This window comes from Tessaracoccus sp. O5.2 (genome assembly GCF_964266725.1).
Lineage (GTDB): Bacteria > Actinomycetota > Actinomycetes > Propionibacteriales > Propionibacteriaceae > Arachnia > Arachnia lapidicapta.
Map to the genome: position 1 here is coordinate 244,522 of NZ_CAXWGV010000023.1, position 18,107 is coordinate 262,628.

The following is an 18,107-nucleotide window of genomic DNA, read 5'->3' on the forward strand; positions in this document are numbered from 1 at the left end:
TCAGATCTCCGTCGTCGTCTGGTGCGGCCGCCGATGGCCGGCCAGCGCGGCCGATTCGACGAGGAGCGCGATGGCCTTGCGGGACACCGGCAGGGGCAACCACCGGGCGGCTGAGTCGATGAGCCGTGCCGCAGTCCGGAGCGCCGAGCGCCCGGCCACACGTGCCGTGATGCGCACGGCTGCGTTCCACACGCTGTCCAGGGGAGGAACGGCGCTCGCGAGCACGCCTCCGTGCTTGGCTTCGAAGATCCGGCGTGCCGCGCCGCTGTGGAAGGCCCGAAGGACCCGGCTGGCGGTCGAGGTGGCGGCCACGTGGTGAGGCGTCTCCAACTCGGGAACGAGCCGCACCGGGACGCCGAGCCGATGCAGGCGGTATCCCCAATCGACGTCCTCCCAGCCGTACGCGCGGAAGTCGGGATCGTAGGGGCCCACGCGGCTCCACAACGTCCTCGTCGTAGAGCAGTTGCCGGCCCAGTATCGCCAGGCGGTCTGGGGTGATGCGGCGTAGGCCTCTCGCCGGAAGTTGCCGTCCGCGGCGCGGCCATAGGCGCGGGCGTAAGGGGTGTCCGGGAGACGGTTGAGGTACAGGCCGATCGCGCCCCCGGGGTGCTCGGCGAGCGCCTGCTTGTGACGCCTGACAAAGTCCGGGGCGGGCACGAGGTCGTCGTCGCAGCGGATGAGCACCTCGCCGCGCGCGGCCTCGAAGCCGGCGTTGAGTGCGGCCACGCGACCGCGGTTCTCCGGGAAGACGATGCTGCGCACGGGAAGCTCCTGCTCGTACGCCGCCACGACGCCAGCCGAGTCGTCGATGTCCCCGTCGAGAACGACGATGGCCTCCCAAGCCGGATCGTCCTGGGCTGCCAGGGCATCAAGGAGAGTGGGCAAGCGTCCGGCACCGCCGCGGCTTGGGATCACGATCGACGCCAGTGTCACCAGTGGCCTCCGATCTGGTCGAGGATGCCAGCTAGACGCCGTCTCCCTGCCTCGGGTGAGTACAGGTCTCGCCATCGCTGGTGGGACTCGGTGAGTTGTCGCTCAGTGTAGGCGCGCGTCGCGCGGCTGATCTGGCGCGCGAGGTCGGCGGGATCGCCTCGCCGTGCGATCCACGGGAACTCTGGACCCGCGACGCTCGGCAGAGCACCCGAATCGGTGATGATGAAGGGGCAGCGCACCGACATCGCTTCGGCGGCAACGAGGCCGAAGGGTTCCTCCCACACGGAGGGAAAGACCGCCAGATCGACGGCATCGAAGAAGTCTTCCCGGCTCACCCAGCCGGCACGTTGAGTGATGTGCTCGATCGGCGTGAGTGCCTTATCGACGGCTTGGCTGTCCCGACTGCTGACGAAGCGGGGCTCGCCCGCCAGGAACAACCGGTAGGTGCCGGGCTGCTCGCGATCGAGCTTGGTCAACGCCTCAGCCAGCACAGTCACCCCCTTGTCGGGAGACAGACGGCCCAGGAATCCGACGGTGACGGGACGGACAGCGAGCGGCATCGACCGCGCGGTGACTGGAAGCGGCTCGGTCCAGTTCTCGACGACCACCGGCCGGCCGGGGCACACCGAGCGCATGAACTCCGAGGGGACAACCACGCGTACGGCCCCCCGAATCGCAGCGTGGGCGGCCAATCGCTGCGCTCGTGTGGGTGGTTGGTGAAGGTGGACCACGCGGTTTGCCTGGCCTGCGGTCGCGAATGCGGGACGGAGACCGTTGCACCACAACAGTCCCGTTCGCTCGGAGCTGGCCCAGCGACGGAGCGCACGGAGGTAGCCGATCGTCGACGACGAACGCACAACGGTGGTCGGGAAGCCGCGCTCAATCGAGGCCCTGGCCAGCTCGCCCGACGGCGCGACCACCCGAGCATCATGACCCGAATCGGTCGCGGCCGCGGCCATAGCCAGCAGCATGACCTCGCCGCCGCCCATGTCAGCCTGATTGGCCGCGAACGTGACGATCATTCCGAGATCCGCACGTAGATGCTGGCGATCTGCTCAACCATGGCACGGACCGTCGGCCAGTCGCCGGGGAGCTGCGGCCGGGAATCGAGGTGCAGCGCCTGCCTGGACATCACGTCGGCGACGGCTCGCGGGCTGTCAGCGGGCACGAGGCACTGGGATGGCAGGATCTCCCGATTCCCTCCCACCGGCGTCGCGACGACACCGAGGCCCCGGACGACCGCGTCGAGCAGGGAATAGGACGCGTTCTCCCACTCCGACAACTGCACAAGCACGTCATGGCTGTCCAGGGCCATGCCGGGATCGACGTGGCCCACGAATCGCACCAGGTGAGCGAGATGGCCCGCATGCGTCAGGGCAACAAGATGATCAAGTTCAGGTCCCTCACCTGCCACGGTCAGGCGTGCCTGAGGCTCCTCCTGAGCGATCACCCCGAAGGAGCGGAGCGCGGCCGGGAGGTTCTTCTCGGCAGCCAGTCTGGACAGCGTGAGAAACCGCAGGCCCGGTGGAGCAGGACGCTCGCCGACGGGGTCGACTCCGTTACGAACGACTTCGATGGGGACGGCCGGTCGCCATGCTGCAACCATCTCCCGTCGGGTTGACTCGCTGACGGCTATCAGCGCGCTGAATCTCCGGCTCCTGAGGTGGTGGAGCGCCTGCCGACTCTGCGCCCGCAGTCGGCCGCGATGGTAGAGCTGGGCGTCACCGGCGATGCCATGCTCGGTTGAGACCAGGCGCACGGGGAGCCCCACCGTGGCCGCCGCAACCAGGAAGTCCGCCCGCGCCAAGTGGGAATGCACGATTCGGGGCCTCACCCGGGTCACCACCTTCCGCAGTGCAGCCCCCGACCGGGCCGGCGGTCCGCTGAAGTCCACGGGGTGCACGCGGGTCCCTCGGGCACGCAGAGCGTCGGTCAGCGGGCCGACCGGGGCCGCCACTTCGAGGCGGTAGCCGGGGATGCCTTCCCGCGCGACGTCGAGCACATGTCGGGACACGCCGGCGAGCTGACTCACCGGCGCCACCCACAGCGCCACGGGTTGTGTCACGTCAGAACCATTGCTCCAACCGGTCGAGTGCCGTCCAGAATCCCTCGCCGTTGTTGGTGTGACCCATCCAGATCTCGGGGATGAACGCGGCGTGGGGAGCGAGGCGATCGAGTTGCTCCGCGAGCACCGGCCAGTCGACTTCGCCCTCCCCGATCTGGGGGCCCTCGCCGTCGACGCCCTCGGCGTCGACGAGGTGGAGGTGTTCGGTCAGCGGCGCGAGCGCCTCGACGTAGGTGCTGAACGGCATCTTGTGGAAGTTGGCCGCCAGCTTCGAGTGTGAGATGTCGAGGGTGAGGCGTTGGCCGTACCGGGTGCAGAAGTCGACGGTGTCGTCGAGCCCCATGAACAGGTTGTGGTACTGCTGGCCGCCCATCAACCACGGGAAGGGGGGAAGCGTCTGCGCCGTGAGCCGGACGTCCGCCGTGTCGAGCCGCTCGAGACCCTGCGCGATCCTGGCGTACATGGCGGGACGTTCAGCCGGGTCGACGAAGCCGTCGGCGGTGAAGCCGCCCATGGTGGCGATGACCACCGGCGGTTGCTCACAGGTGAAGTAGCGCGTCAGGCGTCGCGCGATGTCGATCACGCGCTGGGTCTCGCGGATCGATCGCTCCCAGACGGCGTCGTCCGGGCTGGCCAGGTTGATGATGAAATCGCCGGCATAGAGATCCGGGGTGTGGCAGGTGAACGTCATGTCCAGCCTGGTGGAGAAGATTTGATCCACGTCGAGCTCGACGTCCTTGTACGACAGGTGGAACTCGATGAAGTCGGGATTCGTGCCCTCGATGAGTTTGGCGTAGTCGTGGTAGCGCACGGGTATGCCCCAGGGCCGACGGAAGCGGTAGTGACGCCCGCGTGATACCGCGTCGGTGAGGTCCCCCGGATAGAAGAAGTCCCCGGCCTCGACGACCCGTCGCACGGTGCGCCCGACGAGGGCATCAAGGCGGTTGGGCTGCAGCCCCCGCCCGGGCGACTTGACCGTGACGTCGGCGCGGGCGATGCGCTCGCCGATCTCGATCCGCCGCGTCGAGACGAGAGACTTGGCCAGATTGACGCGGTTCATGGACTCGCCCGTGGAGATGACGCGGGCGTCCCCGCTCCCCAGCGACTCCTCGAGTTCGCGGATGCGCGACACCATCTGGCGGAACTCCGCGGGAAGGAGGGAGACCTTGTGGTCGTTGCCCTCCAGATCGCGATCCGTTGTGAAGTGCTTCTCGATGATGCGGGCCCCCATGGCCACGGCCGCCAACGGGATGTGGAACCCGCGCTCGTGACCGGAGTAACCGACCGGCCCCCCACAGATCTCGGCGAGCCGCCGGAGATAGCGCAGGTTGATGTCCTTGAACGGTGCGGGATACGTCGACTGGCAGTGCAGCAGGGCGAAGGGCGAACCTGAACCCCTGAGCAGGTCTGCAGCCTCGACGATCTCCGCCTCGGTGCTCATGCCGGTGGAGACGATCAGCGGGAGGCCGGTGGCGAACATGTCCGCCAACAGGGTGTGGTTCGTCATGTCCGCGGACGCGACCTTCAACGCGGGGATGCCAGCGTCGGCCAGGACCTTGACGCTGGGCGAGTCCCAAGGGGTGCACAGGGCGTCGATGTCGCGGGCGCGGCAGTGATCCAGCACCCGCAGCATGTCGTCGGCGGACAGCGAGTACTTGGCCAGGAGGTTGAGCGTGTACTGCGCACCGAGGTCCTCGCCGCCCGTGGCAGCCCCGGACTGGCGATAGAGCGCGTCCATGTCCCGCAGCTGAAACTTCACCACGTCAGCGCCCGCGTCGACGGCCAGGTCGACCAAGTGCTTGGCGAACTCCACGTCCCCCTGATGGTTGTTCCCGATCTCGGCGATGAGCAGTGTCGGGTCCTCGGCGGAGACCCGGTGCCGGCCGATCATGAGGGTTCGGCGGTCGTTCGACGCCACTGCGACGAGACGACCCTGCTCGTCGATGAGCGGCAGGTGGGTGATGACGCCGGCGATGAGTGTGGCGATCTGCGTGTGGGGGGCGGTGACAGCTGCGCGGACGCAGCGGGTGTTGGCGGCGCGGCCGCTGGGGGCGTCGAGCGTGGCGCCCGCGTCGGACAGGAGCCAACGGCGGATGTCGCCGTCGGAGAGGGAACCGAGGAGGCGGCCATGTCCGTCCACGACGAAGACGATGCGGGACTTGTTGGCGTCGATCTTCCGCAGCGCGGTGATGATCGAGTCATCATCGCGGACGGCGAATCTCCCCACGCTGCGTTCGATGATCATGAGAGCCCCCGACTTCTGGAGTGCACCGGCGGATCCTCCAGCACTCGTGTTCATCGTGTCATATTCGCGCTGGCTACGCCTCTGTCTGCCGGTACTGCTCCCGCTTTGCCTTCCACCAGTGCCAGAGCGGCCGGAGGCGTCGCTTGATGCGGCCCACCACGCCCATGCGCACCGATCGCGCCCAGAACTCCACGGGCGTCATGGGACTCCGCACTCGAACACTGAACTCGTCGAGGAGGTGTTCGGGAACCAGTTCCTGGCCAAGACCGAATCGCTCGGCGAAGCGAGCAACCCCGAGCTTCTTGTCGTAGTGGCCGCAGAAGTGCATGACGAAGGCATCTGTGAGGCTGTCGTCGTAATAGTGGCCCCGCGAGTTCAGTTCCCGGTGGTCAACGATCGCCACACCCGCCATCAGTCCCGACGTCTCCAAGGCCCACAACATCTGGTCCTGGTCCCCGTGGGTGAAGACGCCGTGGGCGTCCTCGTCCCACCAGGCACGGACTTCGGCCAGGTCGCTGCCCTCCATCAACTCGAGCAGCTGCAGCGTCCGCGGATCGTTGCGGAACAGGACGACGCCGGTGTTGATCACGGACCAGAACCCGTTCGGCTCGGTGGGGCCGTTAGCGAGAACCATGAAATTGCCGTCGCGCTCGGCTTGCTCGATGAAGATGTTGAGGTTGTCGCGGGAGAAGTCGGTGAAGTACGCGTCGTCGTCGATCCAGATGAGCCACTCGTACAGTGGCAACACCCGCCGGATGATCGAGGTCTTGTAGAAGAACTTGTTGGTGATGCCGCGGTCGATCCCGCACTCGAGCCGGTAGTCGATTCCGTGAGTGCGGGCGTAGATGGCGTGGTTGAGGTAGGAGCGGAACCGGATCTCGTCGGCGCCGGAAACCAGGCACGCCCTAGGGCGGACGTCCGGTTGAGGCTGTCGGGATTCCTCGGTGTTCATCGCAAAGCTCCTCGCTCGGTCATGGCCCTGAGAATTTCTGCTGGCGATCCGCCCATGGCCGGTGGGGGCGTGGGCGTCTCACCCCAGCGGCGCATCCCGTAGCGCTCCCAGACATCCTCCAACCATGGCGGCGGATTGTGGTGGTAGACCCAGGCTGGGACCCCACGCGCTGCAGCCTCCAGGATCCCGGTGGAGAAAGCGCTCACGACGGGGCGCCCCATGTCGTGGATACTCGGCGAGAAGTCGAACTCCATGCCCATTCGGCGCCAGAGGGCGTGCTGTGCGCGGGAGATCTTGTCCTCCTCACGCGGATGTGGACGGTAGGCAGCGCCCGTCTGACGCCAGAAGGCGGTGACGGAACGCGTCATGGACCACCGCGACAGTTCTGCCCCGTGGAGCTGCCCCAGGAAGACCGGTGTAACGAACCGGCTGACGTGCGGGGCGGGATTTGACTCCGCGGAGTGCAGCATCGCCGAACCTGCCACGTGGGTGAGCAGATCGGGCCTGTTCGAGGCAACGAACTCAGCATCCTGCTCAGACCAAGCCAGCCACACGACTCGATGCGGAGGGGGTGGAGAGTACGGCGTGAGCAGGCCGTGCTGAACGACCACCTCGCGCCACCCACGCCTGGTGGCTTCGGCGTGTGCCCATGCCCCTACGGTCAGGTGATCACCGATCGTGGCGACCGTGGACACGCTCCGCAAGCTGGGATTGTCCACTTCGATCCACTCGCCCTCTGGGAGGGGGAATTCGATCCCTCGAGGTGAGGCGATGACTGCAGGGAGCTCGACGTCTGCGTTCAGGGGCGCCAACAGCGAGTGGTGGTTAGTCGGCGAGCTCGAGTCGCAGGCCACGAGAAGGTTCGGGTCCGTGCCTCGAATCCAGAACCTCATCGCGGCCGGGGACGATGGCCTTAGTCTGCCGCGCGCCGGGAGGCGGTCCTTGAGGACATGTAGCCGTCGGCGCGAGTTCTGCCACTTCCGCCACGCCACAAGGTCGGTGAACATCAGGCCCACAGCTCGGCCACCCTTGCAGCACGGTGCGCCCAGGTGTGCTCTGCGAGGGTGCGCTTGCGGCCCGCCGCGCGCATCGCGTCGCCCCAGCCATCATCGCGAATGGCGCGCTCACACAGCTCCACCAGTTCGTCCTCACTGTGGAATACGGCCACCTCCGTGCCGGGGTCGTAGTACTCGGAAACATCATCACGGTCGATGAGCTGGACGCCACCCACCCCAGGCACCTCGAACGTCTTCATGGTGAAGCCGTCTTGGTCCCCGTGGATGTTGATGGCCGCTGGGGCGCCTGCCGTCAAGGCGTATCCGTCCAGGCGGTCGATGTCGCGGGCTGCGGGTACCGGCGGGCGCGTGACCTGCCATGTTCGCGCGAGATCAATAGGGTGACGAGACCAGTCCCGGCCGTAAGCGCGCACGGGCACCCCCGACCGGGAGAGATACTTCAGCAGGTGCTCTCGCCGGGGGTAGCGCGCGCCGATGAACACTACATCATCTGTCTGACGGGGTGCCGCCGTCATGGCGGGGTCGAACGCATTCGGCACATGCAGGCAGGCAAGACCGGCATCCTGAAAAGCTGCGGTGTCGAGGGGTGAATAGGACAGTAAATGCTCGAAGCGAGCGAGGGACCGGCGATCGTGTCCGGTGCGGCGGACTTCGTCCCACAGCCACAGGTACGAGCGTGAGCCGGTGACGGTCAGGGCGTCGTAGACCTCGTCGCCGAGATCGTCGCCCCGGATAATGATGGTGATGTCTGGGCGGACGCCCCTGATCACGTCAGCTGCGGCGGCGCTCTGTCCGCCTGGGACGCGTGCGCCGGCCCCAGCCTTGACGGGAAATTCATGGAATATCTTGTGAGCGAGTTTCTGCCGGAAAGTGCCCTTTGCGTCGTACGGGTAGGCAGCCACGTCCAGTCCGATCTGCCGGAAGCCTTCCGCGATGCTGGACCAGTAGCCGTGGAAGACGGGACTGAGCAGCAGCAGCCGAGGTTCTCTCACGTTGCGCTCCGCGCCAAAGAAAGCTCCTCGCGCGCGGTGGCGAGGGGGTCGACGGGGATGCCCCGCAGTCGCCGGACCATATTCCAAGAGAGATTGACCACGGTGGCGACGACCAGGGCAGACCGGAGGCGTCGGCGCCCGCCCCATTTCGCCGAGTATCGAAGCTGACCTTGCACGAGCCAGCGGCGCCGCTTCGCAGGGTCGGAGGAGCCGCCGCCCTCGTGCGTGACTGAGACTCCGGGGACGTAGCGCCGCCTCACGCCGCGGCGGGCAAGCCTGCGCTGGAGATCGATCTCCTCCGAGTTCATGAAGAAGCGCTCGTCGAACCCGCCCACGTCCGCAAACTCGTCGCGGGGAACCATGAGCGCCGCTCCAACGAGCCAGTCCACGTCGATGGGCTCACGCGCGTCGAGCACCCGGGTGTCGTGGCCGAGGAGGCGCCGCATCCAGTCTCGGTCACGCCATCTGGCCAGGGGCGTCAACCACTCAGCTGCTTGGTGGAGCGTCGTCGGCCAGCGTCGCGCGCTGATCGTCACACGCCCTCGGGCGTCGAGCACGCGGGGACCCACAACGCAGGGGTGCGCCACCCTCTCCGCATCCACCAGTCGCTCGATGAGGTCGACGGGGACAGCCAGGTCGCTGTTTAGGATGAGGAGGAGGTCTAGGGTGGCGAATGCGGCACCGGTGTTGACGGTCGCGCCGAAGCCGCCGTTGCTGTTGCGTCGGATTACCTGAACGCCGTCACAGGAGGGGAAGGGTTCCGGCGAGTGGTCGTCCACCACGAAGATCTCATGCGTTCGCTGTGGGCGCAGTTGGGAGATGAGGTTCAAGGTGGGCCGGGGATCCCCGTAGTGGGGAATGATGACGCTCACCGACGGTGCGTGCATGATTCCCCCTGTACGTGCGATGGAAATGTCCCGTCCCGACCAGCTCTCGGCCTAGTTTAGGCTGAACAGGGGAGGGCACATGCGAGTCGGAGTGGTGACGCCGTGGGACATCGCTGACGAGCGGGCCTGGTCCGGGGTCGTGAAGCCCATGGTGGAAGCCTTGGGCCGTCGCATGGAGATCATCCCCTTCCTGACTCACGACGTCGCGGACGCGGCGCTGGATCGGGCGCTCTGTCGCCTGCTAGACGGCCGTGGCGGGCGCCGGTACCTCGTGGGGCATTCGTTGGCGACGGGCCTCACGCGTGCGCGCTTGCTCGAGAGGCGGCTGAAGCGCGATCCGGTGGACGTCGTGCTCGGCGTCGCCGCGTCCCAGGACCTCGCTCTCGCGCGTATCGAGGCCGCCGTCGTGCAGGTGGCCGACACCTCGTTCTCCGCGCTCCAGGACTTCTACCCCCTGTACACGAACCTGCACGGCCTGACCCGCTGGCAGGGACGACGCCTGGCTGGGCGGGCGAGCAGAAGGGCTGCCCACACACTCGCCGCCACGGAGTGGGCTCGGCAGGCCATCATCCGAGATGAAACCGTGGCCCCCGGTACGATCAGCGTCGCCCGCTTCGGGCCGGCCATCGCCCCCGGTGAACCATTCGACCGGGCCGGACTCACGGGACCGGCGCGGCTGTTGGTGGTCGCCAGCGACTGGGAACGCAAGGGCGGAGATCGCGCGGTGGCACTGTGGCAGGCGCTGGTCGCCCGGGGTGTGGCGGCCTCGCTGACGGTTGTAGGAGCTGCCCCCGAGACCCTTCCACCCGGGGTGAGACGAGTCGGAAAGGTGAACCGGGAGGAGATGGCCGAGCTGTACCGGACTCACCACGTGCTGGTGGAACTGGCCCGGGGGAACACGGCCGGGGTCACCCTGACGGATGCGGCAGCCTTCGGGCTTCCCGTGCTCGCGGCCGATGTGGGAGGCGTGGGCTCCATCGTGGCGGACGGGCTGACGGGGCGCCTCGTCGCCGGTGCGGACCAGCCAGCAGCGCTGGCCGCGGTCCTGGAACTCCTAGACCCGAGTGCATGGAGTCGGTGGAGCGCCGCTGCTCTCGGGCGCAGCCGATCCCTGCTCAACTGGGATCACTGGGCGGGTGAAGCTGAAGCGCAGCTGGTCAATGCTGCGTGAGCGGGCGGTAGATGTCGCGGACGGCGGCATCGAAAGTTGCCACCCCGAATCTCTCCGCAGCCCATGTCTGCGTCAGGGCGGCCGCTTCGAATGCGGCCTCAGGGTCGTTGAGCGCGTCGAGGACGGCACTGGCCAGCCCCTCGGCCGTGTCGTCGAGGCCGTGCAGTCGCTCTGCCCCAGCGATGCCCTCGGCTCCGATGGTGGTGGTTACCACGGGGATTCCCCGGAGCATGGCTTCGATGGTCTTGAACTTCACTCCCGCCCCGTCCCTGAGCGGCACCACCGCACATGTGACGCCCTCGTACGCACTTTCGAGGTCGTCGATGAACCCGAGGTACGAGATGCCGGGCACTCGCTCCAACTCCGCAGCGGCCGATGTGCTGAGGCCCGCTCCCACCACCCGGAGGGTGGCGTCAGGGCGTTGGGCCGTGACCAAGGGCCAGATCTCCTGTGCGAGCCAATGGAGGGCGTCGGCGTTGGCGGGCCGGGCCAGGAAGCTCAGGAACAGGACGGTGGGTGCTGCGGGAGGGCGTCGTGCCGGGAGGGCGTCACGTCCGAGCGGAGGCGCCACCACCGCCACTCGCGGATTGCGCCCCCCGGGGTCCAGGATGAGGCGGTCCTTCTCGCTGAACACCACCACGGCGTCGGCGAGTTGCAGCGCCCGCCTCTCCGATAGCCGGGCCAGGGCGTGGGCGACGCGCCACCGCAGACGGTCGATGAGCCAGGTGCTCTGCAGCCGTCTCCTAGTGGTGATCTGGGTGGGAACGTCATGGAACGTCATGACGAGGCGGGCGCTTCTGTTGAGACGCCGGACGAAGGCCAGCCGGGTCCAGCCGGCCCACTGGAAGTCGAGAACGTCTGCCCGTCGAATTTCATCACGGACCTCGCGTCGACGAAGGAGGTCCCACGCGGCAGGCAGGTAAATGTGTTGCACATCGATCTTGGACCACCACGTTGACAGCCGAACGAGCAGGGGGCGCACGGCAGATTCCTCACCGAGCCACGTCCAGCGCAGCGCGGACTGGTCTGCTGCTCCCTCGTTGCTGGGGAACCGTCCGACGAGGTACCGGGGGTCGGCCCAGGTCTCGAGGGCGCGGTGCAGTTGCCACACGTACTGCCCTCCGGCGTGCGCTGGCGACGGGACCGGAAGCACGGGCGTGATGGACAGCACCACCGGTTTCTGGGCGTCCGCTGTCTCGTGCGCTGCGGTCTTCCCAGCCATGTGACCCCCGGTGTGGACAACTATCGGTAGGTTGGGGGAGTCTCCACTGATCCCCGCCGCTGATGATCCTAGCTACCCCAGGCAGGAGCCCATGCAAACACTGCTCTACCTCATGGATCGCTTGGGTGTGGGTCGCGACGGCGGCATCGTGCTTCCTCTCAAGACTTTGGGCGGGCTGCGGGAGTTTCTTCGTCGGTGGGAAGGCAATCTGCTCTTCGGGACCTTGGGGGGCGTGCAGGAGTTCGAACCCGGCGACCCGACGGTGACCGCGGATTGGGAACAGGTCCCCGGCCTGCGCTGCGTGGGACGATTGCGCTCGCCCCGGGAGGTCGCCGAGATCGAGGCCGATCTGGTGCTGGCGGGGGTGACGCATGCCGGGGTCGCATCCCTGCAGGGCGCAGACCTTCCGTTGGTGCTGCTCGACGACAACTCGGTGGGCGTGAGGCTCCGGATCGCCCGCATCGAGACCCCGTCGTCGACGGACTTTGCGCGTTATGCGCTGGGGCATCTGAGGGATCGGATCACCGTTCTGAGCCCGATGGCAAGGGAGGCCAGGGGCATTCAGGCCAACGGCTTCGCTGCCCATCACACTTATCGCCGCCTTAACCGGAACACGCTCCTCTACCTTGACCATCGGATCGACCGCACGGACGTCGACGCCGTCGCTCCCCGCGCCCGTGAGCCCGGGCAGCCGCTGCGCCTGGGGTTCTCGGGCCGTCTCGTCGCACTGAAGGGCGTCCGTCACCTCCCGCATATCTCCCGATGGCTGGATCAGATGGGAGTCCCGCATTCGCTTACGATCCTGGGTACCGGCCCTGAACTCGGCGCCCTGCGCGACGGTGCACCACCCCACGTCCGCTTCCTGGGGCATCTCGACTTCGAGGGCCAGTGGAAACACTGGGTGCGCGAGAACCTCGACGTCATGGTGCTCCCCCACATCCAGGGCGACTCCTCCTCCACGTACTACGAGGCGCTGGGTTCGGGGGTCCCGGTCGTGGCCTTCGCCAACGCCACCTCCAGGCCGTTGGCGGAGGCGTCCGGCGCCGTCGCCGTCGTCCGCCGGACCCGGGGGGCCAAAGGCTTGGCGATGGCCATCGCAGGGCTGGCCGCTGATGCTCGACGGTGGTCGGACATGAGGACGTCAGGACTCGCGTTCATGGCTGCGCACACCGTGGAGCACGAGTTCGATCGACGGGTGGATCACTTGCGCGGATGCCTCTGAGCGGCCCTCCGCTGCCCTCGGGACGCCTGTGAGCGTGAGCCGTGCTGAAGGCTCTCCGGACAGGGCGAGCTGTGGCGACATGTGCTGCCCACCGTGGTGGTGCTGGCTCCCGCCGCCTTGGCCTGCTCGGGAATGGCCGCCGACTTGCGGGCTTAGCCGGAGCCGTGAGCGGTCCTCCGCTGTCTGGAGGGAAGGAGGCGGGCCACGAGTGGCTCCGGTGCCAGGCTCAACAGCCAATAGGCCACCCCCACCCCGTTGGGCTGGATGCGCCAGGAGCGTGCCAGGGCCCGGCGCACCAAGACCAGGTCGCCGCCGAGTTTCAGGAGCCGGATGGCCCTGACCCGGACCTGGGGCGCGAGCTGCTCGTCCACATCGCGGCGGTGGCCGAGCTGCTTGAGCTCCATGCGCAGGACGCCATCGAGCCACCGGGGACTGTCCGGGTAGAACAGTTGCTCGCCCAACCCTCCCTCGAGCTCTCGGTGGACTGACAGCGGCTCCGGCAACCAGCACAGGGCGAACTCCCGGGCCATCCGGACGTAGGAGTCGTGGTCCTCGTAGGCGATGTGCTCGTCGAAACCGCCGATCGCCCGCAGCGCGGCCGTCCTGAACATCACCGTGGGAGCGGGGATCCAGTTGTCGAAGAGGAGCAGGTCCCGGTAGGGGTCCCGGGTCTCCGGGATCCACGATTCCGAATGGTTCTGGCTGAACGTCTCGGGGTGGAACGAGCCGTCGGGTCGAGCCCGGAGACAGTCGGTGTAGCAGAGGCCCGTGCCACTGCCGGCATTGTCCAGTGCTGTCACCTGCTTCTCCAAGCGATCAGGCAGGGACCAGTCGTCGGCGGCGAGGTAGACGAAGTACTCGGTGTCGACGAGGCCGAGCGCTTCGTTGAGGCCGGCCGGCAGACCGGTGTTCTCCCGGTGCATCAGGAGCGTGAAGCGATCCTCCTGGCCTGAACCCTCGACGAAGCGTCGGATGACGGACTGGGAGTTGTCCGTCGAGTGGTCGTCCACCACGATGATCGTCGCGCGGATGGTCTGGTCGAGCAGCGACTGGAGACACTCCGCGACGTACTCCTGGTGGTTGTAGCTGACCACGGCCACGGTCACTCGTACGCCGGGGCGGTCCGGCTTGCTCACAGGGGGGCCTTGGTGTGCAGCCGCAGGGACTCGGACAGCCGACCCACCTGGAAACAGGCCTGCGCCAACGACTGGCGGACACGCTTGGTTCGCAGGGCGGAAGGCCATTGCCTAAGCCACTCCCAGAACCAGCGCAGGGAGGCTCGGTAGCTCGCCGGGGCAGGGGCGTCCCTCCGGTGCTTGGCATAGAGCTGCACGTGGGCGCGTCCATAGCGAAACTGCTGGCGCAGCAGCGGTCGGAGGCCGGGGCGCTGGTAGTAGTCGATGACGGCATCGGGAGCGTGGACGAGGCTGAAGCCGGCTGCTTCGGCGCGCCATCCCAGGTCGACGTCCTCCTGGCCGATCGACAGGTCCTCGTCATACACGCCGATCGCGTCGAAGACGTCCCGCCGCCACGCTGCGCTACAGCCCGGGAGGTAGTGCCGAAAGCCCATCGAGGTGGGCACGTCGAACTCGTTCCACGTCTCGTCCTGGGGCTCGTCGGGGAAGACCAGGTGGAGCGGGCCGGTTGCGCCGTCCGCCCGTGCCAGCGCCCTCCTGAGCGCCGCGAACCAGGTGGGGTGCACCGCGTCGTCGGCGTCGCAGAACAGAACCAGCTCCTCGTCGGTGCCGGCAATGCCCTCGTTTCGAGCGACGGCGACGCCACGGCGCCGTGAGGCGTCGATGACGCCCAACGACTGGAAGCGCGGCCTCCAGCGGGCGCAGAGCTGAGCCGTCTCGTCGGTGGATCCGTTGTCACACACCACCACCCGGAAATCGAGCTCCGTCTGCGCGTCCAGGGCCGCGAGCTGGCGGGGGAGGGTCGCCGCCGCGTTGAGGGCCGGGACCAACACCACGGCTTGGGCGTTCACGACAACCGCCCGAGACGGACCAGCTCGGCGAACTCCCGGTTGGTGGAGCTCAACTCCGCCATCGTGCCGCGGGCAGCGATGCGACCGCCCGAGAAGAAGAGGATGTCGTCGGCGTGCTTGACGGTTGAGAGCCGGTGGGCGACGACGATGATCGTCATCGCCCCGTGGAGGGTCTTGATCGTCTCCGTGATGCGCGCCTCGGTCTCGTTGTCGAGGGCGGATGTTGCTTCGTCAAGGACCAGCACCTGGGGCTGCCGGTAGAGCGCCCGGGCTATCCCGATCCGCTGCTTCTGCCCGCCGGAGATCCGCGTCCCGCGGTAGCCGACGAGCGTGTCGAGGCCCTGCGGCATGTCAGCCACGAAGTCGCGCAGCTGCGCCATCTTGACTGCCTCGATCACCCGTTCCTCGTCGATGTCGGAGGGATCCACACCGAAGGCGATGTTCTCCCGGATGCTGCAGTCCTGCAGGTAGACGTCCTGCGTCACCACGCCCAGCTGCTCTCGCCAGGACACGGGGTGGTCGTGGATGGAGACGCCGCCGACGGTGATGGAGCCGGCGGACGGTTCGAGGAGCGTGAGAAGCAGCTCCACGAAAGTGGTCTTGCCGGCTCCGCTGGAGCCCACCAGCGCCACGGTGTGGCCCTCCGGGATGACCCCGGAGATCGAGTCCAGGACGGGCACCTCCGAGTCCGGATACTGGAAGGTGACCGCGTCGATGCGGATGTCGTCGCGTGTGAATCCGAGGGTCGGGGATATCGGGATGTCGCGACCGGATTCACCGCGCAGCCGGTCGATCTCGTCGGCGAGCCCCTGCAGGTTGGGCAGGTTGGAGCGGATCGCGCCCAGTGTGGCCACGACCCGGTTGAGGGACGGGACGATGCGCACTGCGGCCACGGCGAAGACTCCGAGGAAGGCGAACGCGTCGTTCTGGGGGGAGGTGGCGAAGAGCGCGAGTGCGATGACCATGATCCCGAGGATCATCATGATCTCGAGGAGGTAGCGGGGGAGCTCCCCCAGGATCTGGATCTTCCGCCCGAAGCGAGCGACCTGTCTCCGGGTGTGTGCGTAGTTGTCGGCGAACCGCTGGCTCGCCCCGGCGAGCCGGACCTCCTTGAACCCGTCGATGGCGGGGCTGAGGTATCCCCAGGCCTTGAGGTTCTCGACTCGCGTGCGCTCCCCGAGGTCGAGGATGCGTTGCTTGAGTGACCACTGGATGACCAGCGCAGCACCGCCGAAGAAGAGCAGGGCGATCAGGGTGGCGATGGGGGAGACGAGCGTCAGGGCGATCAGGATGACCGCGATCGAGATGACGTCGACGGCGAGCGCGATGACGCCGGTGGTGATGCCCCCGAACGCGGCGGGCAGGTAGATGTTGAGGGTCTGGAACACGTCGTCCGATGAGCGGCGGCGGTGGTGGATCCACGGCGAGCTCATGTAAAGGCTCATCACCTCGTGCGCGGCGTCGGACTGGGCGCGAGCCATGACTCCCAGGCTCCACCAGCGGAACAGGATCGAGAAGAGGTTCTTCGCCACCATCAGCACGACGACGATGACCAGGACCAGCACCAGAAGCCGCTGGGCGTCGCTCTGGCCTGTCACGTCGGCGAGCAGGCTGAGCACGGTGGAGTCCTGGATCGCGGTCCCGGAGACGATCTGCATGATCGGCAGGATGAGGACGACGGCGGCCATGTCCAACAGGGCCACTGCGGCCGATCCCACGAGGATCGCCAGCAGCTTCGGCCGCATCCGCCACGGGACGAGGGTGAAGGCGGAACGGAGGTTGCGGACGTCCGAACTGAGCGTCTCCAGGCGTGCCACGGTCAGCTCCCCGCCCCGACGTCATGGACGGGATGGCGATCCTTCGCGGGAACCGCCGACCCTGAACTACCCATGGCCCGATGGTAGTGCCCGGGCGGGAACCCTGCCTCGGAGCTGGGGGCCTCTGGTTGGGTGAGGGACGCTAGGTGGCCCAGCCGCGGTTCCTGAACAGACGGTCGACGTGCTCCCACATCTGACGGTACGTGAAGCGGGAGCGGACGTGCTCTGCTGCACGGGCCCCCATCTGTCGGCGATGGGTCTCATCCGTCACCAGCTGCTGGAGAGCGGCGTGCCACGCGTCGCTGTCGCCCGGCGGGACGAACACGGCAGTGTGCTCCGGGAAGTACTCGCGCATGGGCGCGGTGTCCGTCAGCACCACCGGCGCTCCGGTGGCGGCTGCCTCCAGCGCCACTGTTTGGCCTGTGGGATATGCCATGACCTTGGTGGGGATGGCGACTGCCGTCACCTCCTGGAGTAGCTGGCGGTAGGAGTCGTAGGGCACGGTGCCCTGGAAATGCACCGTCCGGGGTACCTCAGCGCCCTCGAGGTTGGCTTCCCGGCAGTAGAGGGCCAACTCGAAGTCGGCTCCACGCATGGCGTTGAGGAGGGTGGGGTAGTCCCGGCCCCTGTCCGACCCGATCGCGGCCAGGGGACCTGTCCGGCCTTCCGGGTCCGCGAGAGGGTAGAGCTCGGGGGCGAAACCGAACGGGATGGACTCGACCGTCTCTGCAGGGAACCCGGAGTCCCTGAGGATGTCGACCTGGTTGCTGGACCACACCATGGTGAGGTCAACCCCGCGGTACAGACGGGCCACCGCCCGGCGCTCGTCCCGGGGCATGGTGCGAAGATCCTCACCGAGCCAGCAGGCGAGCATGGCCAGCGGAACACGGGAGTAGGGCCAAACACTGTGACTCCTGAGCCAGGCCGGCGTCAGGGCCTGCCGCTCCAGGAACGCGAGCACCACGGCCGATCCGGGGACGTGTCGCCATGAGCGCGCGGCCTTGTCGACGGGTCGACCGCTGCGGTGCTCAATGACATCGCGGACCTTGACGTGAAAGGTGTCCGCGGCTGGCTCCACCTCCACGAGTTCCCAACCGAAGGACTGCAGCTTGTCCACCCCGTAGGGGCCCTCCCGGGCCAGCCCATCGAAGAGCACCAGACATCGTGGCACGGATCGGACCTGCCTCACGGGGTGTGGGCGGAACCCCGTCGGTTCCAGAGTGACGCGCGCAGGCGGTTCTGGACAATGCGCCCCCGCACTAGGGCGTGTCTCCCAAAGATCTGGGTCGATGGGCGGGATTGTTGACTCATGTCTCGTTTTGCTGTGCTCGATGACGCTTCGTGGGCCCGGATCGAGCCGTTGATGCCGTCCTCGGACGGCCGCCGGGGGCGGCCCTTCCGTGACCACCGCGAGGTGATCGAAGGGATCATCTACCGTCTGCGGACCGGGATCGCCTGGCGGGACCTCCCCGCGTCCTTCGGCCCCTGGCAAACCGTGTGGAAGAGACACAAGCGATTCAGCACCGACGGCACCTGGGATCGCATCCACGCCCGGCTGGTCGCTGAGGCCGACGCCAAGGGCGAGGTCGACTGGACCG

General features: G+C 67.5%; 15 protein-coding genes. 3 read left to right on the forward strand and 12 right to left on the reverse strand.

Annotated features, from left to right (window positions below; all coding sequences use genetic code 11):
• The 7 genes from ACFQPD_RS09535 to ACFQPD_RS09565 all read right to left on the reverse strand — a co-directional run bounded on the left by ACFQPD_RS09535 (window position 1) and on the right by ACFQPD_RS09565 (window position 9,075).
• Window positions 1-933: a glycosyltransferase family 2 protein gene (locus ACFQPD_RS09535; RefSeq protein WP_385900352.1), complete on the reverse strand. Its 933-nt coding sequence runs from the start codon at window positions 931-933 to the stop codon at window positions 1-3.
• Window positions 930-1,955, reverse strand: a complete 1,026-nt coding sequence (locus ACFQPD_RS09540) for a glycosyltransferase family 4 protein (RefSeq protein ID WP_385900354.1) — start codon at window positions 1,953-1,955, stop codon at window positions 930-932. The genes ACFQPD_RS09535 and ACFQPD_RS09540 overlap by 4 nt, the downstream gene beginning before the upstream one ends.
• Entirely contained in the window at window positions 1,952-2,998 is a 1,047-nt protein-coding gene (locus ACFQPD_RS09545; protein ID WP_385900355.1) for a glycosyltransferase family 4 protein, read from the reverse strand. Before ACFQPD_RS09545 ends, ACFQPD_RS09540 begins: the two co-directional genes overlap by 4 nt.
• 1 nt (window position 2,999) lies before the next feature.
• Complete coding sequence (locus ACFQPD_RS09550) at window positions 3,000-5,243, reverse strand: N-acetylneuraminate synthase family protein (protein ID WP_385900357.1); 2,244 nt, start codon at window positions 5,241-5,243, stop codon at window positions 3,000-3,002.
• A 73-nt stretch (window positions 5,244-5,316) separates the two neighbouring features.
• Complete coding sequence (locus ACFQPD_RS09555) at window positions 5,317-6,195, reverse strand: hypothetical protein (protein ID WP_385900358.1); 879 nt, start codon at window positions 6,193-6,195, stop codon at window positions 5,317-5,319.
• A 1,006-nt stretch (window positions 6,196-7,201) separates the two neighbouring features.
• Entirely contained in the window at window positions 7,202-8,203 is a 1,002-nt protein-coding gene (locus ACFQPD_RS09560) for a glycosyltransferase (RefSeq protein ID WP_385900359.1), read from the reverse strand.
• On the reverse strand, window positions 8,200-9,075 hold the full coding sequence (locus ACFQPD_RS09565; protein ID WP_385900361.1) for a glycosyltransferase family 2 protein: 876 nt from the start codon (window positions 9,073-9,075) through the stop codon (window positions 8,200-8,202). The genes ACFQPD_RS09560 and ACFQPD_RS09565 overlap by 4 nt, the downstream gene beginning before the upstream one ends.
• 94 nt (window positions 9,076-9,169) lie before the next feature.
• Here ACFQPD_RS09565 and ACFQPD_RS09570 point away from each other — a divergent pair, with 94 nt between their 5' ends.
• A complete protein-coding gene (locus ACFQPD_RS09570) occupies window positions 9,170-10,261 on the forward strand; it encodes a glycosyltransferase family 4 protein (protein WP_385900363.1) in 1,092 nt (363 codons plus the stop codon).
• Here ACFQPD_RS09570 and ACFQPD_RS09575 read toward each other — a convergent pair.
• Window positions 10,248-11,483: a glycosyltransferase family 4 protein gene (locus ACFQPD_RS09575; RefSeq protein ID WP_385900365.1), complete on the reverse strand. Its 1,236-nt coding sequence runs from the start codon at window positions 11,481-11,483 to the stop codon at window positions 10,248-10,250. The genes ACFQPD_RS09570 and ACFQPD_RS09575 overlap by 14 nt on opposite strands.
• Before the next feature lie 91 nt (window positions 11,484-11,574).
• On the opposite strand from ACFQPD_RS09575, the gene ACFQPD_RS09580 reads away from it, so the two are divergent.
• Window positions 11,575-12,705 carry a glycosyltransferase gene (locus ACFQPD_RS09580; RefSeq protein ID WP_385900367.1) on the forward strand — a complete coding sequence of 377 codons (1,131 nt, stop codon included), beginning with the start codon at window positions 11,575-11,577 and terminating at the stop codon, window positions 12,703-12,705.
• 152 nt (window positions 12,706-12,857) lie between these two features.
• Here the strand turns inward: ACFQPD_RS09580 and ACFQPD_RS09585 are convergent, their stop codons facing one another.
• From ACFQPD_RS09585 to ACFQPD_RS09600, 4 genes are all read right to left on the reverse strand, one after another.
• Entirely contained in the window at window positions 12,858-13,841 is a 984-nt protein-coding gene (locus ACFQPD_RS09585; RefSeq protein WP_385900368.1) for a glycosyltransferase family A protein, read from the reverse strand.
• A complete protein-coding gene (locus tag ACFQPD_RS09590) occupies window positions 13,838-14,692 on the reverse strand; it encodes a glycosyltransferase family 2 protein (protein ID WP_385900370.1) in 855 nt (284 codons plus the stop codon). The genes ACFQPD_RS09585 and ACFQPD_RS09590 overlap by 4 nt, the downstream gene beginning before the upstream one ends.
• Entirely contained in the window at window positions 14,689-16,509 is a 1,821-nt protein-coding gene (locus ACFQPD_RS09595) for an ABC transporter ATP-binding protein (protein WP_385900371.1), read from the reverse strand. Before ACFQPD_RS09595 ends, ACFQPD_RS09590 begins: the two co-directional genes overlap by 4 nt.
• A gap of 142 nt (window positions 16,510-16,651) precedes the next feature.
• Complete coding sequence (locus tag ACFQPD_RS09600; RefSeq protein ID WP_385900373.1) at window positions 16,652-17,680, reverse strand: glycosyltransferase family 4 protein; 1,029 nt, start codon at window positions 17,678-17,680, stop codon at window positions 16,652-16,654.
• A 153-nt stretch (window positions 17,681-17,833) separates the two neighbouring features.
• Here ACFQPD_RS09600 and ACFQPD_RS09605 point away from each other — a divergent pair.
• The coding region (locus tag ACFQPD_RS09605) for a transposase (protein WP_385900375.1) at window positions 17,834-18,107 on the forward strand (274 nt) is incomplete at its 3' end.

Bases quoted from the DNA above. Each gene is read 5' to 3' on its own strand.
- ACFQPD_RS09555 (WP_385900358.1), bottom strand. From the start codon at position 6,195: ATGAACACCGAGGAATCCCGACAGCCTCAACCGGACGTCCGCCCTAGG.
- ACFQPD_RS09580 (WP_385900367.1), top strand. From the start codon at position 11,575: ATGCAAACACTGCTCTACCTCATGGATCGCTTGGGTGTGGGTCGCGAC.
- ACFQPD_RS09570 (WP_385900363.1), top strand. From the start codon at position 9,170: ATGCGAGTCGGAGTGGTGACGCCGTGGGACATCGCTGACGAGCGGGCC.
- ACFQPD_RS09550 (WP_385900357.1), bottom strand. From the start codon at position 5,243: ATGATCATCGAACGCAGCGTGGGGAGATTCGCCGTCCGCGATGATGAC.
- ACFQPD_RS09540 (WP_385900354.1), bottom strand. From the start codon at position 1,955: ATGATCGTCACGTTCGCGGCCAATCAGGCTGACATGGGCGGCGGCGAG.
- ACFQPD_RS09575 (WP_385900365.1), bottom strand. From the start codon at position 11,483: ATGGCTGGGAAGACCGCAGCGCACGAGACAGCGGACGCCCAGAAACCG.